This window comes from Aquimarina rubra, assembly GCF_042684305.1.
GTDB classification, from domain to species: Bacteria; Bacteroidota; Bacteroidia; order Flavobacteriales; family Flavobacteriaceae; genus Aquimarina; species Aquimarina rubra.
Genome location: NZ_JBHULE010000004.1, coordinates 52,211 through 76,148 on the forward strand (window position 1 = coordinate 52,211; position 23,938 = coordinate 76,148).

A 23,938-nucleotide genomic window follows, 5' to 3' on the forward strand; every position below is an offset into this window, starting at 1 on the left:
CGATATTAAACAACTTTTCCTTTTGTTAATATACTAAATTTCAATCAAATAATCGAAAACTAAAAAATTATCAGATCGCTAACTCTTAATTTTTAAGGAATCTGCACTAGAAATTTTAAACTTTACCAAGAAAAAAACGGCTAACAATTGATAGATAGAATTTATGATCTTAAGCTCCAATGAAGGAACGTAAAAGCGATCTAATGCAAAACAAGCATCACTTATTACAAAATTTAAAATTGCAATAGCAAACCAAAGAGATTTAGGAGATCTTATATTAACATATTGAAAAATGCCTCCAATTAATAAAGAATAAAGAATGATTAGATACGCTATCCCAAAAGGTCTTATATCTCCCATATTTTGATTTGTAACTGCATATATTGCATACGCTATAACTGTCCAAAACAAAAAGAAGCCTGACATATAAATTATATCCGTACTGTTATAATCCAAGGGCTTATGATTTTTGTACAAATAATAAAATAAGATAAAATAGCATAGGGTATAACTAAGTAAGACATACCTAAAACTATTCTCTATACCTATTAACAAAAATAGGTCCCCGAGAAAACAAAGTAATAATACAACTACAAATAAGGCATCAACTTTTTGCACATTAAACCAATACAACATAAAAAACAAAGGCACAGTCATTGGTTTTGCATACAATTCGATAGTCGGGTTTTGCAGTATGGTACTTAGAACACATAAACCTCCTGTGATCAATAATAATATTTTTATGAGTGTTCTTATCTTCATTACCCAATCAAGTTAAGAAAATCATCTTCACTTATAATTGCAATTCCTAGTTTATTTGCTTTTTCTAACTTGCTAGGCCCCATATTATCTCCAGCAACAACATATGTTGTTTTAGAAGAAATAGAACTAGACACTTTACCTCCATTATCTTCTATTAATTTCTTAAGTTCATTACGAGACACTTTTTCAAACACCCCAGAAACGACAAATGTTTGGCCGTTTAATGTATCTGTCTGATTCGCTAATTTATCTGCAGAAATTTGTAATTGAACTCCATATTCTTTAAGCCTATGAACCAGTGACAGATTGGCTTCTGAATCAAAAAATTCTCTTACACTTTGGGCAATCTTAATACCAATTTCATCTACATTTACTAAATCCTCTTCGGTCGCACTAATAATGGCATCTATTGACTTATAATGCTTTGCCAATTTTTTTGCAACTGTTTCTCCAACATATCTAACTCCCAAGCCGAATAAAACCCTTTCGAAAGGAATTTCTTTAGATTTTGAAATCCCTTCTATTAAATTATCTGCACTTTTTTCTGCCATCCGTTCTAATGGAATCACCTGCTCTCTTTTCAAGTCATATAAATCTGCATAATTGGTAATCAACCCTTCTTTAACTAACAAAGCCACAGTCTCTCCCCCTAAACCTTCTATATCCAAGGCTTTACGCGAAATATAATGTTGTATTCTACCAACGATCTGAGGAGGACATCCATAGACATTGGGACAGTAATGTTGTGCTTCACCTTCTTTTCTGATTAACTCAGTATCACATTCCGGGCAAGATGTGATGTATTGAGTAGGAACAGAGTCCTTATGTCTTTTAGTAAAATCAACGCTTATAATTTTTGGAATAATCTCACCTCCCTTTTCTACGAAAACGGTATCCTTCTCTCTAATATCCAGTTTCTCAATCTGATCTGCATTATGTAATGAAGCTCTTTTTACCGTTGTTCCTGCTAATTGTACCGGCTCCAGATTCGCAACAGGTGTTATAGCTCCGGTTCTACCAACCTGATAGGTAATTTCATTAAGTCTAGTAACCGCCTGTTCTGCTTTAAACTTATAAGCCATTGCCCATCTTGGAGCTTTAGAAGTAAAACCAAGTTCTTCTTGCTGCTGAATGTTATTTACTTTGATAACAACGCCATCAGTCTCATAAGGTAAATCTCTCCTCTTTTCATCCCAAAGATTAATAAACTCCAGTACTTCGTCTATAGAATGCACTAAACGTGATTCTTCCGGAACTTTAAAACCCCACTTTCGAGCTTTTTCAAGGCTTTCGTATTGTGTCGAAATGCCTAATCGATCTCCCGCCAGATTATACAATAAACAATCCAGGGGACGTCTAGCTGTTTCACTACTATCCTGAAGTTTCAAGCTTCCGGAAGCTGTATTTCTAGGATTTGCGTATGGCTCTTCTCCAGCAGCTATTCGTTCTTGATTCATCTTTGCAAAACCTTCATATGGCAATACTATTTCGCCACGTATATCAAATTTTGGAGGGTAATCACCTTTTAATTTTAAAGGAACAGACTTGATTGTTTTTACATTGGTTGTCACATCATCTCCCTGAATTCCGTCTCCCCTGGTAACTGCACGAATCAACTCTCCATTTTCGTAGGTAAGACTTATAGAGGCTCCATCATATTTAAGCTCACAAGTATAGTTTATATTACCATCTACCAGTTTTTTAATTCTAGTTTCCCAATCCAGCAAATCTTCTTTAGAATATGAATTATCCAACGAATACATGCGTTGCTCGTGAACCACTGTATCAAAATTCTTTGTAACCTCTCCTCCTACTCGCAACGTAGGTGAATTAGCATCATAAAATTCAGGATGTTTTTCTTCTAACACCTGAAGTTCTTTAAGTTTCATATCAAACTCATAATCACTAATTGTAGCGGCATCGAGCACGTAATAATTATAATTATGTTGTCTTAATTCTTCTCGCAATTGATTGATTTGTTGTTCTATATTCATTGTTCTGGTATCAGTTTTCTGGTATCAGTGTTTATTTTATTGTTCTTTTATTTACGTTCTATCTGATTTTAACCACTTAGGGACTTGAGTTGGTTTAAATTCTTTCATCTTCTCTAACAAACGATCTATATTGTCATCAACCAATAATAACTCATAGTTATCCATTTTAAGAAAGCCATTACGCACCATAGTTTCTAAAAGCTGTAGTAAATGATCATAAAATCCATTAATATTTAGTAAACCAATGGGCTTTTGATGTAGTCCTAATTGCGACCAAGTAATAATCTCGAACAACTCCTCTAGCGTCCCAAAACCTCCTGGCAATGTAATAAACCCATCACTAAGTTCGTGCATTTTCATTTTGCGTTCGTGCATATTATCTGTAGTAACCAGTTCTGTAAGTCCCAAATGAACTACTTCTTTTAACTTTAGAAAATCGGGGATCACTCCTATAACTTTTCCTTTATGGGTTAGTGCTCCTTCTGCTACTTTACCCATTACACCTATTTTTGCAGCACCATATACCAGTGTAATACCTTGCTCAGCTAATTTTTCTCCTAAAAGCAATACTTCATCAATTACCTTTATATCATTTCCTTCACTGCTTCCACAAAAAACACAAACAGAAGTTAAGTTATTCATAAGTCATTTTTTTTAATTAAACTGGCTCTTATCATACGGTCATTATCGTATAAATCTTTACGAACTATTACAGATTCGAACCCTTGTTTTTCGATCATTTTCTTAGTTTCTTTTCCAAGGTATTGATTAATTTCAAAATACAACAAACCTTGAGCAGTAAGACTTTGCTTAGCTAGTTCGGTTATCTTTTTGTAAAAAATCAATGGATCATTATCTGATACAAAAAGTGCCAGATGTGGCTCATTGTCCAGCACATTGGGTTTTATCTCTTGTTTCTCGAGTTCTCTAACATATGGAGGATTGGAAACTATGATATCAAAACGCTCTTCTAAAAAATCTAACTCAAGTATGTTTGTTTGTATAAAATTGACTTTAACGTCATTATATTGAGCATTTTCCATTGCAATTTCAAGAGCTTCTTCAGAAATGTCTATTGCAGATACAGCTGCTTCTGGCAGATTTTTAGCCAGGGAAACAGCAATACATCCACTACCCGTCCCAATATCTAAAATTTTTAGTTTTCGCTCTCCCTTTTTATGCTCATAATCTTTTATAATCCAATCTACCAATTCTTCAGTTTCTGGTCTAGGTATCAGCACATTTTGATCAACTTTAAAATAAAGCCCATAAAACTCTGTATCTCCTATGATATATTGAATCGGATCTTGATTTATTAATCGATTTTTGGCATTAATAAAATGAAGTAATTGATCATTGGTAATAACAACATCCATGGACATAGCGACATCAACACGTTTCAATCCAAGAATTTTTTCAGAAAGTATATAAAAAAAAGAAAGAATTTCTTCTGATTCATACAATTCTGACAAAGAATCTTTAAAATTTATTCTAAGGTCTTTAATTTTCAAACCTACAATTCTTTTATCATCCACGCTTGGCAACTATAGTGTCCTGTATCACCCATTGGTGCATCCAAAGAGGTAAACCCCACTTTGGCGTATAACTTTCTAGCATCTTTCATATAAGGCATAGTTTCCAGATAGCATTTAGAAAAGCCCTGTTCTTTGGCAAAATTAAGGCACTTACTCATCATTTTAGAACCAAGTCCTTTTCCTCTAGCTTCTGGAAGAAAATACATCTTTTGAAGCTCGCATATTTCTGAACTTTCTTTTTCTAATTGAGCAATACCAGCTCCACCAATGATCTTTCCATTATCCTCTACAACATAATATTCTTTTCTGGGAGCATCATAGGTTTCATACATCATATCCAACGCTTCATCTTCATATGCAGTTCCTACTTTAGGAACCCCCATTTCTATTAAAACATCCCTAATCACTTGTGCTAATGCCTTATTGTCTTCTGGAGCAACAGAACGAATTTTTATGGTACTCATTATAATATAAACACTACTTTTGTTAATCTAAAATACTGATGATATCTTATCTTTTTAATCAGATGAAATATACATTAAATCTATACAGTAATCAATGAAGAAACTTTTTTTATTATCAACAATATTCGCAGTGATAACGAGCTGTTCTTTATCTAAAAAACCAGAGTTTAAATACGTTGCTAATATTGATGTTAAAAATGTCAGTATGCGCAATGTAACAATACAAGCTGATGCTGTATTTAACAATCCAAATAACCTAAACGGAACACTATCTGTAGAAGATATTCATGTTTTTGTTGATAACATTGATGTCGGCACCATATCTTCTCAAGAATTTGATGTTCCTTCAAAAAGAGAATTTACGATTCCACTAAAAGGTACCTTTTCCTTATCAAAAATTTACGAAGAGAATAAAAATAATCTTTTGGGTAGCGTATTAAAAATGGTACAAACCGATTCTCTCCTGATTCACTACAAAGGCAACATAAGATATCGTTTTGGAAGTTTTTCTTACCCTTATAAAATTGATAAAGAACAAAAAATATCCTTAAAATATTAAAGTGAGTGTACACGAGAAATACATAAAACGTTGTATACAGATTGCAAAAAACGCATTAGGCAGCGCTAGACCTAACCCGATGGTTGGTAGCGTTATTGTGCATAAACAAGCAATTATTGGCGAAGGTTATACCAGTGCTTATGGTGGTAATCACGCAGAAGTAAACGCCATCAATGCTGTCAAAGATAAATCACTACTAAAAGAAGCCACCCTATATGTTACTTTAGAGCCCTGTTCTCATTTTGGAAAAACACCTCCTTGTAGTGATCTTATCATAAAACACAACATACCAAATGTGGTTATAGGCACAATAGACACCCATAGTAAAGTTGCAGGAAAAGGTATCGAAAAACTTAAAAGTGCAGGATGTAAAGTCACCGTAGGTGTTTTGGAAAACGAATGCCAAAAACACCACAGACGATTCTTTACTTTTCATAATAAAAAAAGGCCTTATGTCATTTTAAAATGGGCTCAAACATTGGATGGATTTATCGCTCCTGAGAAAACCAGAGAAAGAGCACCCGTATGGATTACAAATCCATATTCCAGACAATTAGTTCATAAATGGCGTGCCGAAGAGCAAGCAATTTTGGTCGGAAATAAAACCGTTATAGCAGACAATCCAAAACTTACCATCAGAAATTGGTATGGTGACAATCCGATTAGAATTATCATAGATTTATCTAATAAAACCCCTAAAGGTTCTGCAATTTTGGATGAAGCTGCAAAAACGATAGTTATTACAACGAATGCCAATGGAAAGCAAAATAGCAATACTTTACGATACGAAACTATGAATTCAAAAACACATATAGTTGAAGAGGTATGTAATATTCTTTTTAAACATGAAATCCAATCTGTAATTATTGAAGGCGGCAGCTATACAATTCAATCTTTTATCGATGCTAATCTTTGGGATGAAGCACGTGTATTTATTGGCTCGAACAATTTCAAGAGTGGAGTTAAAGCCCCAATATTAAATGCGAATCTTATTTCTGAAGAAAAAATTATGGAAGATACGTTAAGAATATACAAGAATGATTAGAACTATTATTTTTGATTTTGGAGATGTATTCATCAACCTTGATAAACGAGCTACCCTAAAAGAACTCTCTAAACTTGGTATAGATTCATTAGACAAAGATTCAGAAATCATTAACGAATCTTATGAAACTGGAGAAATTAGCACTTTGGAGTTTATAAATTATTATCGAAAGCTATTACCAAACACTTCTGAAAAACAATTAATAGATGCCTGGAATGCTATTCTTAAGGATTTTCCGAAGCATCGCTTAGAATTCATTCAAAAATTAGCGAGTAGCAACACATACCAACTAATTTTATTAAGTAATACTAATGAATTACATATCAATTGGATTAAGGAGCATATCTCATTTTATTCGGATTTCAAATCCTGTTTCGATGCGTTTTATCTTTCACATGAAATCCACCTCAGAAAACCTAATGAAGATATTTTCCAATTTGTCTTGCAAACCCACAATTTAAAACCTTCAGAGACGCTTTTTATTGATGATACCACAGCCAATACCAATACTGCAAAAAAATTAGGTATCCATATCTGGAACAACAATCCAATAACTGAAGATATTACCGACTTATTTACCATAAAATCGAATTTATTTTGATATACCTGTTATTAAGCATATTAGCCTCAAGTTGGATCTTAATTACTTTCAAGTTATTTGCCAAATACAATGTCGATACTAAGCAAGCCATAATCTTTAATTATGTAGTTGCAGCTATTTCTGGTTTCGTTGCGTATACCGAACCTCTAGAAATTTCGGATATTACGAAGTTTAACTGGTTTTACGGTACAATAGTCTTAGGTTTTATCTTTATACTCATTTTTAATCTAATGGCAATCACTACACAAAAAAATGGTATATCGGTAGCGGCAGTGGCTACCAAAATGAGTGTTGCCATCCCCGTTGTGTTTGGAATCATTGTATACAAAGAAAGTACGGGATCTTTAAAAATGGTAGGCATCTTTATGGCTTTAATAGCTGTATATATGACTTCTATAAAAACCGCTGGGGGAATTTCAATAAAAAAAGAAAATTTGATTTATCCATTATTGGTGTTTATAGGAAGTGGAATTATTGACACAAGTCTAAAATTCATGGAAACCAATTATGTTGCAAAAATGGATATTCCGATTTTTTCTGCTACAATTTTTGGCTTTGCCGCTGTTTTTGGGATATTTACATTAGTTTACACAGCCATCAAAGGAGCATTGAGAATTACAATTAAAAATATTATTGCAGGAATTTGTCTTGGAATTCCTAATTATTTCTCTATTTACTTTTTAATTCAGGCATTGAGAAATGATCACTTGGATAGCTCTACGGTGTTTATCATAAATAACGTTGCCATATTATTAGTTTCCACCTTTGCAAGTATTCTTTTTTTTAAAGAAAAACTGATTCTAAAAAACTGGATAGGAATTATACTGGCGATAATAAGTATCTTACTGGTTACTTTTTCTATTTAATAACAAAAAAAAAATTGAACATAATAGATACATACAACACTATTGATCAACCGGGCAAAGAAGTCCTATTTAAAGATAAAAACAGTAAGTTTTTTGGGTATACTTTTCCCATTACTTCAGAAGAAGGAGTAAAAGAGATTATTGATTCCTTAAAAAAACAGCATCATTCCGCCAGGCATTGGTGCTATGCCTGGCAGCTGGGAACAGAAAATATAAGGTATCGCAGTAATGATGATGGTGAACCCTCTAATTCTGCCGGTCAGCCCATTTATGGACAGATCCAATCTTTTCAGGTAACAAATATCCTTGTAGTGGTCGTTCGCTATTTTGGTGGAGTTAAGCTTGGTGTTGGAGGATTAATTAATGCGTATAAGACAACAGCACAATTAGCGCTGGAATCTTCTAACATCACAGAAAAAACCATTGATATCAATTTTTGCATCACTTTTCAATATAAAAACATGAATAAAGTGATGCGAATCATTAAAGAGAAACAATTAACGATTGTAGATCAAAAATTAGAATTAGACTGTAAATTATTCATTTCTGCAAGAAAAAAGATAGCCAATGAAATAAATAATCTTTTCTCTGCGTTGTACGAAGTAGACATTAAACGATTAGAGAATTAATTCTTTTTCTATTATTTCTAATAAATATGTTGGACATAAAATCGGTTTTCTTGTTTTAGTATCAACAAACACTAAGGTTGTTGAAGCAATTGTTAATAAATCCTGATTTTGATTATATATTTTGTAGTCAAAAACGATTCTTGCTGTAGGAATTTTCTTAAGCAAAGTTTTAACAGTTAATTCATCGTCAAAGAAAGCAGATTTCTTAAATTTAAAATCTATTGTAAACACAGGAAGCATAACACCGCTTTCCTCCATAGATTTATAAGAAACACCTAATCGTGACAACCAGTCAATTCGGGCTAACTCCAAATATTGCGCATAATTGCCGTGATGTACGACTCCCATTTGATCGGTTTCAGAATATCTAACTTTTAACGAAGTTTCAGAAGTAATTGACATGTATTGGACTATAAAAAAGATAAAGAATGCAAAATTACATTTAATAAAGTATGCGAAAAAAATAATTAAAATTCAACCCCAAAATCGTTTTTTTTTTACATTTTTTGTTCACATATTTGTCAAGCAAAAAAAGAAGGAACTTTTTCAACAATTTTCCGTTAATAACCATAAAAAAGTAATCTAACCACTCTAATGAATATAACTGCGCAATCAGTTTGGGATAATTGCCTGTCTTTTATAGAAGATAACATTACCCCTCAAGCTTTTAAAACCTGGTTTGAACCTATTAAAGCTGTAAAGCTTACAGATAGCGCTTTAAGTATTCAAGTACCTAGTAAATTTTTCTACGAATGGCTAGAAGAACATTATGTTAACCTTCTAAAAGTATCTTTAACCAGAGAGTTAGGCGAAACTGCTAAGTTGGTTTATATCATTAAGATGGAAAATACATATGGTAATAAAAAACCATTTACCGAGAAAATACCAAGTTCTAACAGAACCGCAGTTAGTTCTCAGGAAGTTGATGTACCTATCAAAAGTAAAAATCCTGAACTTAAAAATCCATTTGTAATTCCAGGGATTAGAAATGTAAAAATAGAATCTCAGCTAAATCCGAGTTATAATTTTGAAAACTTCTTAGAAGGAGATTCTAATAGATTAGCTCGATCTGCAGGGATGGCTGTCGCTAATAAACCAGGAGGAACTTCTTTTAATCCATTACTAATATTTGGTGGTGTAGGATTAGGAAAAACCCATCTTGCACACGCTATTGGTGTTAATATAAAAGATAATTACCCAGAGAAAACGGTATTATATATTTCTGCCGAAAAATTTACTCAGCAATACATAGAATCGGTAAAAAAGAATAACAGAAACGACTTTATACATTTCTATCAAATTATTGATGTATTGATAGTTGATGATATTCAGTTACTATCCGGAAAAGCTGGAACGCAAGATGTTTTCTTCCACATATTTAACCATTTACATCAAAACGGAAAACAAGTAATCCTTACCAGTGATAAGGCCCCTGTAGATATGCAGGATATAGAACAACGATTACTTTCTCGTTTTAAATGGGGATTGTCTGCAGAATTACATCAACCGGACTTTGAAACCAGAATATCTATCATAAAAAACAAACTATATCGTGATGGCGTAGAAATGCCAGAAGACATTGTAGAGTTTTTAGCAAACAACATCAAAACGAATATTCGTGAATTAGAAGGTGCTATTATTTCGTTAATCGCACACTCTTCTTTCAACAAAAAAGACATTACAATTGATCTTGCTAAAGCAATTGTAGATAATTACGTTAAAAACACAAAACGAGAAGTATCTATTGACTATATCCAAAAAGTAGTTAGTGATTATTTCCAAATGGATGTAGAAACTCTTCAATCCAAAACTCGTAAACGCCATATTGTACAAGCACGTCAATTGGCCATGTTTTTTGCAAAGAAATTAACCAAAGCTTCATTGGCAAGCATTGGCACCCAAATAGGAAAAAGAGATCACGCAACTGTACTTCATGCTTGCAAAACTGTAGACAACCTATCCTCTACCGACAAACAATTTAGAAAGTATGTAGAAGATCTAGGAAAAAAACTTACCCTCTAATTCTTAATTTAGATGAAAATTAAAATTTTAATGGTTTGCCTCGGAAATATCTGCAGGTCACCATTAGCAGAAGGTATTTTAATGTCTAAGCTTGACTCTAAGAAGTTTCAAGTAGATTCTTGTGGAACTAGTAGCTACCATATAGGTGAAAAACCAGACAGGAGATCTATAGAAACAGCTAAAAAATATGGAATAGATATCTCTAACCAAAGAGCTGCTCAGTTTAAAATAAGTGATTTTGATACTTATGATTTTATTTATCCCATGGATAAAGCTAATTACTATGATATCATCAAGCTTGCTCGTAGCGAAAAAGAAAAAGAAAAAGTACGTCTTATTTTAAACGAACTATACCCTAATCAAGACTTAGATGTTCCAGATCCTTATTATGGTGGAGAACAAGGTTTTGAAGATGTTTATGAAATGCTTAATAAAGCCTGTGACCACTTAGTACAAAAGCTATAAATAGAGATTCCCCATAAAAAACAAAGTTTTTGTATATTTAGTAACAATTAACCTTGCTTAAATATAATACCCCGTGAAAAGAACTTTAATTTTTTACTCTTACTTATCAAATCATATAGATAAGCAATCAGAAACTAAAATCAATAAGATTATAACATCAAATCCTAATAGACTTAACCCTAAACCAGTTATCAAGTAAACTATGGAATCCAAACCCCTAGATCCAAAAGGAAAACTATATCTAATACCAACCAGATTGGGCGATGATGTACCTCTGGAAGTATTACCCATATCTATAAAAAAAGTTTTGGAGCAGGTAAATCATTATATAGTCGAAAATGAAAAACCTGCAAGAAGATTTATAAAAAAAGTAAGTCCAAGCAAATCTCAACGCTCACTTATTATCCATTCTGTTAATAAATACACCGATGCTTCAGAAATACCCAATTACCTAGCTCCATGTCTTAATGGAGAATCTATAGGACTGCTTTCTGATGCGGGATGTCCGGGAATTGCAGATCCGGGTGCCGAAGTAGTTCGATTAGCTCACGAAAAAGGAATCCAGGTAACACCTCTTGTAGGGCCGTCATCCATATTTCTTGCCATGATGAGTAGTGGAATGAATGGGCAGAATTTTTGTTTTAATGGGTATCTTCCTATCGATAAAGGAGAGAGGAAATCTACAATAAAATCCTTAGAAAAAAACTCTTTAGAGAAAAATCAGGCACAGATCTTTATTGAAACTCCTTACAGAAATGACAAAATGCTTGCGGATCTTACTTCTATTTTAAACCCTTCTACACGTTTATGCGTCGCTAGTGATATTACCCTAACTACAGAGTACATTGCTACTAAGACAATAGAAGAATGGAAAAACGAAGAAATTGAACTACACAAAAAACCAACAATCTTTATTATTCAACGCGATTATTGAAGTAAAGAAAATTAGAATTGAGCTTTTGCTTTTCTATTAGGTTTTACAAATGAAGTATCGAACCCAGCAAATCGTTTCATGTAGTATCTAACAGTTGTACCAAAAGCATCTGCAAATCCATCTACTCCACCACTACGTAAATATTTTTTAACTGCACCTGGTCCGGCAAGATGAGCAGCAGCCAATACACCTGATTCGGTAACAACAACACCGTTCATACGCTTTCCAACAAACCATTTAAGATCTCTTCTCAAAATCCATTTATTTCTGGAAAGATTAGCGTAAAAAGCTTTTTCTTGCAATTCGGGACTATTAAGAAACTTATTTCTGTTCTTTATTCCGATCATTGCCAAAGTACTCATACCAAATTGATATTTTCCTAAATACCCAAACTGATTTACAACTCCATAATCCCCTCTTGATTCCTTAAAAGCAACAGCTTCTTTAAATCCAACGTAAGATTTACCAAGTTCTGGATAGATAAAATAATCAGGAAGATCGTCTTCTATCTCATTAAAGTTAGGAGCGATGTAATAAAGATCTAAACCTTCAGTACTATACGAGCTTAAATCTGTGCGCTTTTTTGGTGTAAAACTTACTAACAAGATCCCCCCGATTGTAAGAATTACAAAAAGTCCAATTATCCTTTTTATCATATTAAAAATTTCTAAGTAGACATCAAAAAGACGTTCCCCACTACTTAAATTTTTGCGGTGCAAATATACAACTTTATTTTGAAGTAATAATAACCATATGTTAAATTAATTATAATGCTGAAAAACAGACACTTACATAAAAATAAACGTTAAAAAATCATAAAAACAGGCATAAAAAGTATTAAAACGTGTAGTTGAACGTCAAATCAATGGTTTTAGTCGATAAAAAATAAAGAGAGCAAGTGTAGCGTAATTCACAAAGTTTCAAACGATTTTGTTAATAAATTAATGACATTTTCACAAATAGTTAGAAAAACTAACCATTTTTTTCCTACAAAATTCAAAGTAATTACTATCGTTTTACTCCTTGTTTATTAATCCAATTTACGTACTGTTTTTTGTTCCTGTTATGTTGGGCCATCGTTTTGGCAAATTTGTGATACCCAAAGTTCTCTACATTAGCCACAAAGAAATAGTAATCGTGCTTTTCATAATTAAGAACCGCATCGATAGATGAAATATCGGGCATGGTTATAGGCCCAGGAGGTAAGCTATTATACTTATAAGTATTGTAGGGACTATCAAGCTCAAGATCCTTATATAAAACTCTCTTTATTACCACATCCCAATCATTTCTATGTTTTTTGATTGCAAAAATAACTGTTGGATCGGCATCTAACTTCCATCCGTTTTTATATCGATTCATATATACTCCAGCAACTCTAGGGCGCTCATCCACCTTTGCCGTCTCTTTTTGGACGATAGAAGCAACCGTAGTAACTTGTACAGGAGTTAAGCCAATACTCTTTGCTTTTTCTTTTCTATTATCGCTCCAGAAACGTTTATATTCTTTTAACATGCGTGCTCTAAATTGTTCTGCAGATGTATTCCAGAAAAACTCGTACTTATTAGGAACATACATTGCCAAAGCATTGTCAATCGTAAAACCATTTTCATTAATAAAAGATTCCTCCTTAAATGCCTGTATTAATGACAAACTGTCCGCTTCTATTTGTTGAGCAATCCTACCTGCAAGATTCTCTAATCTTTCTTGATTATTAAAACTGAGTTGAATTGGTGTATTTTTACTTCTCAAAAGGTCAACAAGCTCATTATTATTTAAACCCTTTTTAAGGATATACCTCCCAGCTTTTACCTTATTTGTATACCCTTTCTTATTAGCTATTTTATCAAAGTTTGACGGATTTTTTAATAAAGGATGTATAATCTTTCTTAATTCTGGGTATGTGGTTCCCGAAGGTATATAAACTGTAGCAGTCTCTGTTTCAAAATTTGTATTTGGAGAAAAAACTGCTTGATATACATAATAAGCAAACAATCCTCCCGCAATTAAACCTATCAAGGCTATAATCAATAAAATTCTTTTAATGTACATAGATAAGTTGATATAATAGTTCGTCCTTGTATTTACCGTCTACAAGATTCCATTCTTTTTTTATTCCTATTTTTTTAAACCCTTCTTTTTCAAATAATTTAATACTAGCTGTATTATCGAATGCTATATTAGCATACAATTGATGTAAGCGAAGATGTGTTCTACCATAATTTTTAACAAGAGATAATGCTTCTTTTCCATACCCTTTACCTCGATGTTCTTTTTCTGCAATGAGAATCCCCACTCCTACTCTATTATGGGTTGGGTTAAAATCAAACAAATCTATAAGTCCCAATGTGGCATCATCATAGGAACAGATTACAAGACGTAATTGTTTAACATCATAAATATCCTGATGTGCATTCTCTAGATATTGCTTAATCAAAAATCTTGAATATGGTGTTTGTGTAGTGCTCATTTCCCAGATTCTTTCATCATTTTCTATCAGATAAATAAAATCTAAGTCTTCGGGCTCCAGAGCACGCAAATAAATATGTTCACCTTTAAGAGTTAACATATAATTTCACCTTTAAACACTTGTTCTGCAGGCCCAATAAGGAATATATCTTCATATCCGTTTTTGGTTTCCTTAAAAGTGACCCTTAATTCACCTCCTGGAGTTTTTATGCTAACTTCCTCTTTATTGGTCATTTTTGTAGTGTACATGGATAATGCCACTGCGGTGACACCTGTTCCACATGATAGAGTTTCATCTTCAACACCTCTTTCATATGTACGAACTGCAAATAAACCTTCACCTTTTTTCTCGACAAAATTAACATTGCTTCCTGTTTCGAAATACGGCGCTCCATTTCTAATTTTCCTTCCGATATTTGTCACATCATAATGAATCAAATCATCAACCATAGTTACATGATGTGGAGAACCTGTATCCAAAAACAGATGCGAATCATACTTTTCTATCTCTGAAACATTCTGCATTTGTAAATAAACAAGACCATCTTTAATTTCGGCTTTATGCTTGCCGTCAATCGCCGTAAAGGTCGCTTTATCTCTAATAACTCCCAGAAACGCCGCAAAAGCCACAAGACATCTTCCTCCGTTACCACACATAGAACTTTCATTTCCATCTGAATTGAAATACACCATCGTAAAATCATCCTCTTCGTTTTGAGGGAGCTCTAATAACATTAAACCGTCTGCACCAATACCGAATTTCCTGTCACAAAGTCTTGCAAATAATTTGGTATTATTTTTGGATAACACTGCCTGTCTATTATCAATGATCACAAAATCATTACCGGTACCTTGGTATTTGTAAAAAGTAAGATTCATTGTTTTTTTCAATTATCGAAGAGCAAAGGTACAAAGAAAGTTATCATGTTGTCGTTGTTAATGGTGCGTTAAATATCAAAAAAAAACATACTATAATTGTAATTTTAGTAGTTGTAAAGAGTCTATAATATAGTACTAGTCAAATTAAACGAAAAAAGAAAAGAAGATGAAAAGATTTTTGAGCTTATTGGTTGTCGCTATTTTAGCAGGTGCAATGACATTAGGAATGTATAAGGCATTTTTAGAACCTGATGCTGTTGTTATCACCAAAAATGAATCAACACCACAAACAAGTATAATTCCGGCGGCATATAGCACTACGAATTTAAACACTGTAAATACCAATACCGATTTTACTATTGCAGCAGAAAAAACTGTAAATGCTGTAGTACACGTGAAACAGTACGGAATCACAAAGACTCCCAGAAATTTAATGGAATATTTTAGAAATGGAGGGACTACGGAAAGAAGAATTCAAGGTGCTGGATCTGGTGTAATTATAACAGAAGATGGTTATATCGTAACTAATAATCATGTAATAGATGGCGCCACAGATTTAGAAGTCACCTTAAATAATAATAAATCGTACAAAGCAGAGGTGGTAGGAACTGCTCCGCAATCAGACATAGCATTGATTAAAATAGAAACTGATGAAAAACTAACCTACATACCTTTTGGTGACTCTAATACTGCCAAAATAGGAGAATGGGTGTTGGCTGTAGGTAATCCTTTTAACTTAACTTCTACGGTAACAGCGGGAATCATTAGTGCTAAATCAAGAGATTTGAATGAATATGATGGAAATGTACAATCCTTTATACAAACAGATGCAGCTATCAATCCAGGAAACAGCGGTGGAGCTTTGGTAAATATCAACGGAGAGCTGATAGGAATTAATACTGCAATCACTTCGCAGACTGGCAGCTACGTTGGATATGCCTTTGCAGTACCATCAAACAACGCCCGTAAAATAGTAGAAGATATTCTAGAATTCGGTGACGTACAAAAAGGTATACTAGGTATTAGAGGAGGAACCATTAATCCAAAGGCGATGCAGGAATATGGAATATCAGTATCTCAAGGTGTCTTGATTGCAAGTGTAGAAGAAGATAGTGGAGCAAAAAAAGCAGGACTAAAAGAAGGGGATGTAATAAGAGAAATAGATGGATTACCAATACGTAAATTTGCTGATTTAACAGGTTATGTAAATAGCAAAAGTCCAAATGACATAATTAATGTAAAAATCTTACGAAAGGAAAGAGAGTTGAATCTACCAGTTACATTATCTAAATATATCATACAGCGATATAATATAGAGGATGTAGGTGTAGAAGTAGCAAATCCAGCTAAGGAAGTATTAAAGAAGTTTAACTTAGACCACGGTGTTGTTATCAGCAAAGCCTTAAGTCCTAGAATGCAACGCTACAATCTAGAAGGACTTATTATAAGTGAAATTGACGGAAAAAAAGTAAAGAATGTTTTACAGGTAAAACAAATTATAGAAAGTAAATATCCAGAAGAAGATATTACTATCAGTTTAATAGATAGAGATGGAGAAAAGCGTGAATTTGTTTTCCAAAATTAGACATAAAACCCTATAAAATCAATGATCCCATTGCTCACAAAAAGCAATGGGATTTTTTTATTGAAAAAACTTTACGAAAACGTTTGAAATTCATACTTTTGCGCGAAATTTCAAGATTGTAAAACACAACACATTATGAGTTCTAACGAAGTTTATGAGAAAGAACTTGCCTTTCAGGCAGACAGACGCCGTGCTACGGTGGCATTTATTAAAACTGTAAGTGATTTATGGTATGATAATTCTATAGAATTAGTACTGTTTCGTAACCAGTTAATTGATAAAAATGTAAGTGAAATTCTAAATTTACACGAGTACGCCGGTGAATTTGTTCAAAAACCAATTTCAATTTTTGACTCTGTAGAAATTGCACAAGCCATTAAATTAATGGATTTACCTCCTGCCAAATTGGACATTGGTAAACTTACCTATGAGTATCACCTTGCCGGTAATGAATTTGATTCGGCAACTAGTTTTGTAATGAACAAACTAAAGGATGCTAAGAAGTTTAAGAACATTTCTCCTAAGGATGTTGTTCTTTATGGTTTTGGACGTATTGGTCGTTTAGTAGCTAGAGAGCTCATGACTATTACCGGAAAAGGAAGTCAATTAAGATTAAGAGCTATTGTAACCAGAGGATCTATCACAGAGGAAATTTTAGAAAAAAGAGCTTCATTATTAAGAAACGATTCTGTTCACGGAGAATTTGCCGGTTTGGTAGAAACTGATATTGCAAACAGTTCTCTAATCATAAACGGAACTACAGTAAAAATAATTAGCGCCAATAATCCTGAAGATATCGATTATACTTCTTACGGAATCCATAGCGCCTTACTAATCGATAACACAGGTGCATTTAGAGACAAGGAAGCATTAAGTAGACATTTAATTGCCAAAGGAATTGATAAAGTCTTGCTTACTGCGCCAGGAAAAGGAGTTCCTAACATAGTTCATGGTGTCAATCACAAAGAACATGATCCCGATAAAGTAAATATCTTTTCTGCAGCATCCTGTACTACCAATGCAATTACTCCAATTTTACAAGCTGTAGATGAAAGCTTTGGAGTTAAAAATGGTCACCTAGAAACTATACACGCATATACTAACGATCAGAATTTAGTTGATAACATGCACAGCAAATACAGAAGAGGTCGCGCTGCTGCTTTAAATATGGTGATAACCGAAACAGGAGCAGGAAAAGCCGTTTCTAAGGCATTACCAAGTTTCGAAGGAAAATTAACCTCGAACGCTATTAGAGTACCAGTACCTAATGGATCTTTAGCTATTCTAAATCTAAATTTAGATAAAAAAGCTTCTAAAGAAAGTATGAATGCTATTATTAAAAAATATGCTTTAGAAGGAAATCTTGTTGAGCAAATCAAGTATTCTCTTGACAACGAATTAGTTTCAAGTGATATTGTTGGTTCATCAGCACCATCTATATATGATAGTAATGCAACAATTGTAGACAGTAAAGGTAACAATGCTGTTCTTTACGTTTGGTATGATAATGAATATGGATATAGCCATCAGGTAATCAGATTATCCAAGTATATAGCTAAAGTAAGACGTTATACTTACTATTAGAGAAAACTCATGTTTTTGATATTTTTAAAAAGTCGTTATAGTAAAATAACGACTTTTTTTAATTTCACTATTTGCAAAACATCCGAATACGCAGTTTACAAAATTTAGAATTTAAAAAAATGGATTAATCGAAAACATAACAAAAAGATATACAAATATTTATAGCAAACGGGCTCCTCTTCCTCTTTTAATTTCAAAATGTAGAGAACACCCATTACATCTTAACTTCATTAAATCTTTTAAATTACTCACAATATCGTATCTTTATTATCGTTAAAATTAATTAAAGACTAACGTAAAACAAGAACGAAACATTTTGATAAATGAGTAACTTCATTAAGCAAGTATAACGAAGTTTGTTTCATTTAATCCTAAGGTTTTAATCAACCATTAAAAAATTAAAATTCACACATGAAATTATCAAAGTACCTATTAGTTTTAATAGCTCTATTCCCCTTCTTTGAAACCATCCAGGCTCAGGCTCAGGCACAAGAACAGAATCTTACAGCAGAACAAGCGTTACAACAAGAAAATATTGAAACGCAATTTGATGTAGTGATTAAGAAATCCGGAAGATATCAAGAATACAAGGTTGTTAAACGTGTTTGGTTGGATAAGCTGAAAAGAAACACGATAGATTCTATTAAAACACTAGAATCTAAATTAAATAGTTCTAACCAAAAAATTACGGAACAACTTACTTCTATATCAAATTTGGAGGGATCATTAGCTAAAACAAATGAAGACCTTTCTGCCGTTACTGAAGAAAAAGACAATATGACTTTTTTAGGAATGTCCTTTACCAAGGGTAGCTACAAAACGATGATGTGGACGATTGTTGGAGCACTTCTAGCATTATTGGCTTTCTTTGTTTTTAAGTTCAAAAACAGTAATTCTGTCACTATTCAGGCCAAAAAAGCTTTAGCAGAAACAGAAGCCGAGTTTGAAGATCATAGACGCAGAGCGTTAGAAAGAGAGCAAAAAGTAATGCGTAAGCTTCAGGATGAAATCAATAAACAACGCAAAACCGGAGCTAAGTAATACCAATTCTCTGGATTTTTAGTGTATTGTTTTGCATCTTTGCAAATCTTAATAAATAAAGATGCGAATAGACATAATTACCGTTGTACCGGATATTTTAAAAAGCCCTTTTGAAGCTTCTATTATGAAGCGATCTATAGAAAAAGGACTTGTAGAAGTGCATTTACATAATCTTAGAGACTATACTACAGATAACTACAAGCAAGTAGACGACTACCAATTTGGTGGTGGCGCAGGTATGGTAATGATGGTAGAACCGATCGACAAGTGTATCTCCAAATTGAAATCTGAAAGATTCTATGACGAAGTTATCTATATGACTCCGGATGGTGAAACATTAAATCAAGGAATTGCAAATCAATTATCCCTAAAAGGCAATTTAATTATTCTGTGTGGACATTACAAAGGTGTTGACCAACGAGTTAGAGATCACTTTATCACCAAAGAAATATCGGTCGGAGATTATGTCCTCTCAGGAGGAGAATTAGGTGCTTTGATTCTATGTGATGCCGTTATCAGGTTAATTCCCGGTGTATTAGGCAATGAGACCTCAGCACTTACGGATTCTTTTCAGGATGACTTATTAGCTCCTCCAATTTACACAAGACCTGCTGACTATAAAGGCTGGAAAGTTCCAGAAGTACTCACCTCCGGAAATTTTCCGAAAATTGAAGCCTGGCGAGAAGAACAAGCATATCAAAGAACCAAAGAGCGCAGACCGGATTTGCTGGATGAAAACGATTAGTTCTAATTTCAAATAAAAAGAGGCAGACGAGCTCTTGGATAGTGCAATTAATTTTGATAAAAATCTAATCATTCTGCATAAAAAATCTCAATTTCTCTTTTGAAATTGCACCAATTCTATGATAAAACTTAGCTGCCCTTTCATTAAACTTAGGTGTTTGCCATTGCATCAGCTTACATCCTAATTTTTTTGATTCTTGACCAATCGAGACCATTATCTTCTCTCCGATACCGGATCCTCTGTATGATTCTTCCAGATACAAACAATCCATGTACATATATTCCTCGGTATCCCAGGTTGAATATTGCTTCATATAAGTTGCATAACCCACCAGTTCACCTTTGACTTCTACAACAAGACAAAATAGCTTCGGAATGTTGCTAAAGATTGCTTCTGAAAGCTTTTTCACTTTTCCCTTTTTTCTATACTCAGACTTTTCAAAGGCTGCATGCTTCTCACAAAGCCGAATAATTGAAGGGATATCGTTTTCTAAAGCTTTTCTTATATGGAATTTCGCTGCGTTTTTCAAATTCAATCATATTAATCAAGAGAAAAATCCTCTGTAAAGTTGGTAATGAAGTCATTTATATACTTCTTGTTTTGATCCGTTTTACGTAAAACAAGATAATGTTCTCGTTTGAGACTGTTAGCGCCAATTTGTTTAAAGATAACATTCTCTGGAATCTTAAAGGGAGTTAATACCCATTTTGGTAAGCACATAATGCCCATATTCGCTTCAATCATTTCAAGACATATTTCAGTATGTATTCCAGCTGTTATTTTTATTGGGTCAATACTATTTGGCTCCAAAAAATGTTTATAAACTGAAACTGTAGAAAGTGGGAAAGATTGAATAATTAAATGTTCATCCAAAAAATCAGAGGCTTCTATAAAGTTCTTTGAAGCCAACCTATGCTCCTTACTCATCAAAGCCATCACATCATCTTCATAAAATTTAATGGAAAGTAACTCTTTTGAATTTGAAGGAGAAGTTACTATTGCAATATCTATATCCTTTGATAATAATTTAGTGAATGACTGGTGCGTTGCATCAGTTAATTCAATGTCTATTTCGGGATAAAGCAGTCCCATTTTTTGAATAAACTTAGGAATTCCCTGATAAAAGGTAGAGCATTCCGTACTCAACTTTATCGTGCCCTTCTCAACCTCTTTTAACTGTTTTATCGTATTAAAACTTGATTCTATGGACTTCAAGATTTCGATAGACAACTTATACAACTCTTCTCCCTCCTCGCTAAGTTTCCATTTGTTTCTTGATCGATTAAAAATCTTGAAACCCAAACGCTCTTCTATAACGCGTAATTGATGACTTAATGCCGATTGTGTTAAAAACAGCTTCTCTGAAGAGTTGACAATATTACCCTCTTCGGCAATGGTTTTAATTAGTCTAAAGTATTTAATTTCCATATAACAAAGGTACATTTTTACCTAAAAGCATATCCTGAAAAGAATTCATATAGCCCATTAAAAACCTTCATATTAAATTCATTTAAGAGCGTCTTTTTGGTTTTACATTTGATTTCATAAAAAAAAGTCTTGAATGGTTACTTGCTACTTAGAATACAAAATTGACGTCTCAAAAAAAAAGGAATTTGAAGCTTACGCAAGAATATGGATTCCGTTAGTCAAAAGATTTGGAGGAGAACATCACGGGTATTTCTTGCCTCACGAAGGAGCCAATAACAAGGCTTATGCACTGTTTAGTTTTCCTTCACTAGCTCTTTACGAAAAGTACCGAATGGAGAGCCGATCGGATGCTGACTGCATAAAGGCTTACAAATATGCCGAAAAGACAAAGTGTATTAAAAGCTATATCAGAAGCTTTTTGAAACCAGTTTTACATTAAAAAACATAGAAACTATGAATAAACAAATTAAACATTACGAGAATAAATTAACTCATGAAATGGATCCTTCAGATTTATATGCAGGATTTGAGGCGGGTGAAAATTTAATAGCAGTTGATACCAGACAGGCATTTGGATATAAAAAAGAACACATTCCCACGGCTATCAACTTGCCTCACAGAGAAATGAACGAAAAGACCACAGCTCACTTAGACAAGTCTAAAATCTACGTTTGCTACTGTGATGGTATTGGTTGCAATGCCTCAACCAAAGGAGCCCTTAAAATGGCAAAACTTGGTTTCAAGGTCAAAGAATTAATAGGAGGTATTGAATGGTGGAAGTTTGACGGCTACGCAACGCAGGGTACCAAGGCAACATCAGGTTCTATGTTTGAGTGTGCCTGCTAGGCTTAAGAAAGCACCAATGAAAATAAATCTAAACGATAAAAAATTTAAGTCTATCGATAATTCGCCAAATGGCGAGGTAGACAGCCAAACAATATTTCACTATCGACAAAATGATGATCTCGTTTGGGCGACATACTGCGGAGGCAGAATCAAACTAGGCACTTTAATAGGAAAAACAAATAGAAACAAAATTGAATTGTTTTACCAACAGCTCAATCTGAATGATGAGTTTTTGACAGGGTGTTGCGATACGTTAATTTCCATAAAAAATGGAAAAATCCGATTAAACGAACATTGGCAGTGGACGTGTAAAGACTTTTCGAAAGGCACCTCTTTGCTCGAGGAAATATAATATAGACCATGAAAACAGAAACATTAGCTATAAAAACCTCAAAAGAGCAAAACGAAGGCATTCATCCTGTGAGTTCACCCTTATATCTATCCACCACATTCTTAAGAAATGAGGACGGTAGTTTTTCTGATGGTTTTAGATATTCAAGATTAGACAACCCCAACAGAAGAGATTTGGAACGTACCCTGGCTATTTTAGAAAAAGGAAAAGTAGCCGTTACATTTTCTTCAGGAATGGCCGCAGTGCATGCACTTTTTCAAAGTCTATCTACTGGTGATCATATCATATTACCAGATGACGTGTTTTTTAACGTAAAAATGCTGGCTAAAGATATTTTTCAAAGATGGGGACTCTCTTTTTCTTTGGTGGATGTGACCGATGAAGAAGCACTCATAAAAGTGATTACTGAAAAAACAAAACTTATCTGGTTGGAAACTCCCTCTAATCCACAAATGAAAATTACCAATATCAAAAAAATTACTGCTTTCGCACAAGCAAACAAGATTATGGTAGCCGTTGATAATACTTGGCCAACTCCGATCTTATCCAATCCTCTTGAGATGGGAGCAGATGTTGTAATGCACAGTACAACTAAATATTTTGGCGGTCATAGTGACGTAATGGGAGGCTGTCTTATTTTTAAAACACACAATAATATAAGTAACAAGTCACGGCAAATTCAGTTACTGAGTGGTGCAGTTCCTTCCCCCTTTGATTGTTGGCTTTTGAGTCGAGGCATAAAAACAATGCCCTTAAGAGTAAAGTCTCAATCGGCAAGCGCTCTTCGCATAGCTAAATATTTATGTAGTCATCCTAAAATTGAAAGCGTCTTCTATCCGGGCTTGCCAGAGCATCCGCACCACCACATCGCAAAAACTCAAATGAAAAATGGTTATGGATCAATGATAGCTGTTTTAATAAATGGCAGTGGAGACAATGCAATAACAGTTTCCAATAATTTGAAGCTATTTACCAAAGCAACAAGCCTTGGAGGAGTAGAAAGTTTAGTAGAGCATCGCAAATCAGTCGAGGGTATTAATAGCCTTACACCCAACAATTTACTTAGAATTTCGATAGGATTAGAACACGCTGATGATTTGATTGACGACTTAAATCAAGCGCTAAAAGACTGA

At 33.6% G+C, this 23,938-nt stretch carries 28 protein-coding genes; 16 read left to right on the forward strand and 12 right to left on the reverse strand.

Features of this window, described 5'->3' with window-relative positions:
- Window positions 1-78: 78 nt before the first annotated feature.
- Genes ACFSR1_RS03775 through ACFSR1_RS03795 form a run of 5 tightly spaced genes read right to left on the reverse strand, consistent with a single transcriptional unit; the run spans window position 79 to window position 4,755 of the window.
- A complete protein-coding gene (locus ACFSR1_RS03775) occupies window positions 79-762 on the reverse strand; it encodes a lysoplasmalogenase family protein (RefSeq protein ID WP_378289790.1) in 684 nt (227 codons plus the stop codon).
- A complete protein-coding gene (gene ligA, locus ACFSR1_RS03780; protein ID WP_378289792.1) occupies window positions 762-2,756 on the reverse strand; it encodes an NAD-dependent DNA ligase LigA in 1,995 nt (664 codons plus the stop codon). Before ligA ends, ACFSR1_RS03775 begins: the two co-directional genes overlap by 1 nt.
- Window positions 2,757-2,807: 51 nt before the next feature.
- Entirely contained in the window at window positions 2,808-3,398 is a 591-nt protein-coding gene (locus ACFSR1_RS03785; protein WP_378289794.1) for an LOG family protein, read from the reverse strand.
- On the reverse strand, window positions 3,395-4,267 hold the full coding sequence (prmC, locus tag ACFSR1_RS03790) for a peptide chain release factor N(5)-glutamine methyltransferase (protein ID WP_378289796.1): 873 nt from the start codon (window positions 4,265-4,267) through the stop codon (window positions 3,395-3,397). Before prmC ends, ACFSR1_RS03785 begins: the two co-directional genes overlap by 4 nt.
- 2 nt (window positions 4,268-4,269) lie before the next feature.
- On the reverse strand, window positions 4,270-4,755 hold the full coding sequence (locus tag ACFSR1_RS03795) for a GNAT family N-acetyltransferase (protein ID WP_378289798.1): 486 nt from the start codon (window positions 4,753-4,755) through the stop codon (window positions 4,270-4,272).
- A 94-nt stretch (window positions 4,756-4,849) separates the two neighbouring features.
- Here ACFSR1_RS03795 and ACFSR1_RS03800 point away from each other — a divergent pair, with 94 nt between their 5' ends.
- From ACFSR1_RS03800 to ACFSR1_RS03820, 5 genes are read left to right on the forward strand one after another with little or no spacing between them, the layout of a single operon-like run.
- On the forward strand, window positions 4,850-5,314 hold the full coding sequence (locus ACFSR1_RS03800; RefSeq protein ID WP_378289800.1) for a hypothetical protein: 465 nt from the start codon (window positions 4,850-4,852) through the stop codon (window positions 5,312-5,314).
- A 1-nt stretch (window position 5,315) separates the two neighbouring features.
- Window positions 5,316-6,359 carry a bifunctional diaminohydroxyphosphoribosylaminopyrimidine deaminase/5-amino-6-(5-phosphoribosylamino)uracil reductase RibD gene (gene ribD / locus ACFSR1_RS03805; protein WP_378289802.1) on the forward strand — a complete coding sequence of 348 codons (1,044 nt, stop codon included), beginning with the start codon at window positions 5,316-5,318 and terminating at the stop codon, window positions 6,357-6,359.
- The gene (locus ACFSR1_RS03810) at window positions 6,352-6,960 is read left to right on the forward strand and encodes an HAD family hydrolase (RefSeq protein ID WP_378289804.1); all 609 of its coding nucleotides are present in this window, start codon (window positions 6,352-6,354) and stop codon (window positions 6,958-6,960) included. Before ribD ends, ACFSR1_RS03810 begins: the two co-directional genes overlap by 8 nt.
- The gene (locus ACFSR1_RS03815) at window positions 6,957-7,826 is read left to right on the forward strand and encodes an EamA family transporter (RefSeq protein ID WP_378289806.1); all 870 of its coding nucleotides are present in this window, start codon (window positions 6,957-6,959) and stop codon (window positions 7,824-7,826) included. The genes ACFSR1_RS03810 and ACFSR1_RS03815 overlap by 4 nt, the downstream gene beginning before the upstream one ends.
- 14 nt (window positions 7,827-7,840) lie before the next feature.
- Window positions 7,841-8,455, forward strand: coding sequence for an IMPACT family protein (locus ACFSR1_RS03820; protein ID WP_378289808.1), 615 nt, complete (start codon window positions 7,841-7,843; stop codon window positions 8,453-8,455).
- Here the strand turns inward: ACFSR1_RS03820 and ACFSR1_RS03825 are convergent.
- Window positions 8,444-8,857, reverse strand: coding sequence for an acyl-CoA thioesterase (locus ACFSR1_RS03825; RefSeq protein ID WP_378289810.1), 414 nt, complete (start codon window positions 8,855-8,857; stop codon window positions 8,444-8,446). The two genes, ACFSR1_RS03820 and ACFSR1_RS03825, sit on opposite strands and share 12 nt — an antisense overlap.
- A gap of 192 nt (window positions 8,858-9,049) precedes the next feature.
- Between ACFSR1_RS03825 and dnaA the strand changes: the two genes are divergently transcribed.
- From dnaA to ACFSR1_RS03840, 3 genes are all read left to right on the forward strand, one after another.
- The gene (gene dnaA / locus ACFSR1_RS03830) at window positions 9,050-10,477 is read left to right on the forward strand and encodes a chromosomal replication initiator protein DnaA (RefSeq protein WP_280936656.1); all 1,428 of its coding nucleotides are present in this window, start codon (window positions 9,050-9,052) and stop codon (window positions 10,475-10,477) included.
- A gap of 30 nt (window positions 10,478-10,507) precedes the next feature.
- On the forward strand, window positions 10,508-10,942 hold the full coding sequence (locus ACFSR1_RS03835) for a low molecular weight protein-tyrosine-phosphatase (protein ID WP_378289812.1): 435 nt from the start codon (window positions 10,508-10,510) through the stop codon (window positions 10,940-10,942).
- Between the two features lie 202 nt (window positions 10,943-11,144).
- Window positions 11,145-11,876: an SAM-dependent methyltransferase gene (locus ACFSR1_RS03840; RefSeq protein ID WP_378289814.1), complete on the forward strand. Its 732-nt coding sequence runs from the start codon at window positions 11,145-11,147 to the stop codon at window positions 11,874-11,876.
- 11 nt (window positions 11,877-11,887) lie between these two features.
- On the opposite strand, the gene ACFSR1_RS03845 is transcribed toward ACFSR1_RS03840, so the two are convergent.
- The 4 genes from ACFSR1_RS03845 to dapF all read right to left on the reverse strand — a co-directional run bounded on the left by ACFSR1_RS03845 (window position 11,888) and on the right by dapF (window position 15,224).
- The gene (locus ACFSR1_RS03845; protein ID WP_378289816.1) at window positions 11,888-12,532 is read right to left on the reverse strand and encodes a peptidoglycan-binding protein LysM; all 645 of its coding nucleotides are present in this window, start codon (window positions 12,530-12,532) and stop codon (window positions 11,888-11,890) included.
- 352 nt (window positions 12,533-12,884) lie between these two features.
- Window positions 12,885-13,928, reverse strand: a complete 1,044-nt coding sequence (gene mltG, locus ACFSR1_RS03850; RefSeq protein WP_378289818.1) for an endolytic transglycosylase MltG — start codon at window positions 13,926-13,928, stop codon at window positions 12,885-12,887.
- Complete coding sequence (locus tag ACFSR1_RS03855) at window positions 13,918-14,445, reverse strand: GNAT family N-acetyltransferase (RefSeq protein WP_378289820.1); 528 nt, start codon at window positions 14,443-14,445, stop codon at window positions 13,918-13,920. The genes mltG and ACFSR1_RS03855 overlap by 11 nt, the downstream gene beginning before the upstream one ends.
- The gene (dapF, locus tag ACFSR1_RS03860) at window positions 14,439-15,224 is read right to left on the reverse strand and encodes a diaminopimelate epimerase (protein WP_378289822.1); all 786 of its coding nucleotides are present in this window, start codon (window positions 15,222-15,224) and stop codon (window positions 14,439-14,441) included. The genes ACFSR1_RS03855 and dapF overlap by 7 nt, the downstream gene beginning before the upstream one ends.
- A 166-nt stretch (window positions 15,225-15,390) precedes the next feature.
- Here dapF and ACFSR1_RS03865 point away from each other — a divergent pair, with 166 nt between their 5' ends.
- From ACFSR1_RS03865 to trmD, 4 genes are all read left to right on the forward strand, one after another.
- The gene (locus ACFSR1_RS03865) at window positions 15,391-16,809 is read left to right on the forward strand and encodes a trypsin-like peptidase domain-containing protein (protein ID WP_378289824.1); all 1,419 of its coding nucleotides are present in this window, start codon (window positions 15,391-15,393) and stop codon (window positions 16,807-16,809) included.
- A gap of 135 nt (window positions 16,810-16,944) precedes the next feature.
- Window positions 16,945-18,393 carry a glyceraldehyde-3-phosphate dehydrogenase gene (locus tag ACFSR1_RS03870; RefSeq protein WP_378289825.1) on the forward strand — a complete coding sequence of 483 codons (1,449 nt, stop codon included), beginning with the start codon at window positions 16,945-16,947 and terminating at the stop codon, window positions 18,391-18,393.
- Between the two features lie 411 nt (window positions 18,394-18,804).
- Window positions 18,805-19,434, forward strand: a complete 630-nt coding sequence (locus ACFSR1_RS03875; RefSeq protein ID WP_378289827.1) for a tRNA (guanine-N1)-methyltransferase — start codon at window positions 18,805-18,807, stop codon at window positions 19,432-19,434.
- A 61-nt stretch (window positions 19,435-19,495) separates the two neighbouring features.
- Window positions 19,496-20,179: a tRNA (guanosine(37)-N1)-methyltransferase TrmD gene (gene trmD / locus ACFSR1_RS03880; RefSeq protein WP_378289829.1), complete on the forward strand. Its 684-nt coding sequence runs from the start codon at window positions 19,496-19,498 to the stop codon at window positions 20,177-20,179.
- 64 nt (window positions 20,180-20,243) lie between these two features.
- Here the strand turns inward: trmD and ACFSR1_RS03885 are convergent, their stop codons facing one another.
- Entirely contained in the window at window positions 20,244-20,708 is a 465-nt protein-coding gene (locus ACFSR1_RS03885) for a GNAT family N-acetyltransferase (RefSeq protein WP_378289831.1), read from the reverse strand.
- An 11-nt stretch (window positions 20,709-20,719) separates the two neighbouring features.
- Window positions 20,720-21,607: a LysR family transcriptional regulator gene (locus ACFSR1_RS03890; RefSeq protein WP_378289833.1), complete on the reverse strand. Its 888-nt coding sequence runs from the start codon at window positions 21,605-21,607 to the stop codon at window positions 20,720-20,722.
- A 133-nt stretch (window positions 21,608-21,740) separates the two neighbouring features.
- Here ACFSR1_RS03890 and ACFSR1_RS03895 point away from each other — a divergent pair, with 133 nt between their 5' ends.
- The 4 genes from ACFSR1_RS03895 to ACFSR1_RS03910 are packed head-to-tail and all read left to right on the forward strand — an operon-like array spanning window position 21,741 to window position 23,938.
- Window positions 21,741-22,046 (forward strand): NIPSNAP family protein, encoded by a 306-nt coding sequence (locus tag ACFSR1_RS03895; protein WP_378289835.1) that lies wholly within the window; start codon window positions 21,741-21,743, stop codon window positions 22,044-22,046.
- Between the two features lie 14 nt (window positions 22,047-22,060).
- Entirely contained in the window at window positions 22,061-22,453 is a 393-nt protein-coding gene (locus ACFSR1_RS03900) for a rhodanese-like domain-containing protein (RefSeq protein ID WP_378289837.1), read from the forward strand.
- 16 nt (window positions 22,454-22,469) lie between these two features.
- Window positions 22,470-22,805, forward strand: a complete 336-nt coding sequence (locus ACFSR1_RS03905) for a n-acetylglutamate synthase (protein ID WP_378289839.1) — start codon at window positions 22,470-22,472, stop codon at window positions 22,803-22,805.
- 8 nt (window positions 22,806-22,813) lie between these two features.
- Window positions 22,814-23,938, forward strand: coding sequence for a trans-sulfuration enzyme family protein (locus ACFSR1_RS03910; RefSeq protein ID WP_378289841.1), 1,125 nt, complete (start codon window positions 22,814-22,816; stop codon window positions 23,936-23,938).

Bases quoted from the DNA above. Each gene is read 5' to 3' on its own strand.
- ACFSR1_RS03895 (WP_378289835.1), top strand. From the start codon at position 21,741: ATGGTTACTTGCTACTTAGAATACAAAATTGACGTCTCAAAAAAAAAG.
- ACFSR1_RS03900 (WP_378289837.1), top strand. From the start codon at position 22,061: ATGAATAAACAAATTAAACATTACGAGAATAAATTAACTCATGAAATG.
- ACFSR1_RS03910 (WP_378289841.1), top strand. From the start codon at position 22,814: ATGAAAACAGAAACATTAGCTATAAAAACCTCAAAAGAGCAAAACGAA.
- ACFSR1_RS03865 (WP_378289824.1), top strand. From the start codon at position 15,391: ATGAAAAGATTTTTGAGCTTATTGGTTGTCGCTATTTTAGCAGGTGCA.
- dnaA (WP_280936656.1), top strand. From the start codon at position 9,050: ATGAATATAACTGCGCAATCAGTTTGGGATAATTGCCTGTCTTTTATA.
- ACFSR1_RS03870 (WP_378289825.1), top strand. From the start codon at position 16,945: ATGAGTTCTAACGAAGTTTATGAGAAAGAACTTGCCTTTCAGGCAGAC.
- dapF (WP_378289822.1), bottom strand. From the start codon at position 15,224: ATGAATCTTACTTTTTACAAATACCAAGGTACCGGTAATGATTTTGTG.
- ligA (WP_378289792.1), bottom strand. From the start codon at position 2,756: ATGAATATAGAACAACAAATCAATCAATTGCGAGAAGAATTAAGACAA.
- ACFSR1_RS03845 (WP_378289816.1), bottom strand. From the start codon at position 12,532: ATGATAAAAAGGATAATTGGACTTTTTGTAATTCTTACAATCGGGGGG.
- ACFSR1_RS03890 (WP_378289833.1), bottom strand. From the start codon at position 21,607: ATGGAAATTAAATACTTTAGACTAATTAAAACCATTGCCGAAGAGGGT.
- ACFSR1_RS03840 (WP_378289814.1), top strand. From the start codon at position 11,145: ATGGAATCCAAACCCCTAGATCCAAAAGGAAAACTATATCTAATACCA.
- ACFSR1_RS03785 (WP_378289794.1), bottom strand. From the start codon at position 3,398: ATGAATAACTTAACTTCTGTTTGTGTTTTTTGTGGAAGCAGTGAAGGA.
- trmD (WP_378289829.1), top strand. From the start codon at position 19,496: ATGCGAATAGACATAATTACCGTTGTACCGGATATTTTAAAAAGCCCT.
- ACFSR1_RS03810 (WP_378289804.1), top strand. From the start codon at position 6,352: ATGATTAGAACTATTATTTTTGATTTTGGAGATGTATTCATCAACCTT.
- ACFSR1_RS03795 (WP_378289798.1), bottom strand. From the start codon at position 4,755: ATGAGTACCATAAAAATTCGTTCTGTTGCTCCAGAAGACAATAAGGCA.
- ACFSR1_RS03825 (WP_378289810.1), bottom strand. From the start codon at position 8,857: ATGTCAATTACTTCTGAAACTTCGTTAAAAGTTAGATATTCTGAAACC.
- ACFSR1_RS03835 (WP_378289812.1), top strand. From the start codon at position 10,508: ATGGTTTGCCTCGGAAATATCTGCAGGTCACCATTAGCAGAAGGTATT.
- ACFSR1_RS03775 (WP_378289790.1), bottom strand. From the start codon at position 762: ATGAAGATAAGAACACTCATAAAAATATTATTATTGATCACAGGAGGT.
- ACFSR1_RS03905 (WP_378289839.1), top strand. From the start codon at position 22,470: ATGAAAATAAATCTAAACGATAAAAAATTTAAGTCTATCGATAATTCG.
- ACFSR1_RS03855 (WP_378289820.1), bottom strand. From the start codon at position 14,445: ATGTTAACTCTTAAAGGTGAACATATTTATTTGCGTGCTCTGGAGCCC.
- ACFSR1_RS03875 (WP_378289827.1), top strand. From the start codon at position 18,805: ATGAAATTATCAAAGTACCTATTAGTTTTAATAGCTCTATTCCCCTTC.
- ACFSR1_RS03800 (WP_378289800.1), top strand. From the start codon at position 4,850: ATGAAGAAACTTTTTTTATTATCAACAATATTCGCAGTGATAACGAGC.
- mltG (WP_378289818.1), bottom strand. From the start codon at position 13,928: ATGTACATTAAAAGAATTTTATTGATTATAGCCTTGATAGGTTTAATT.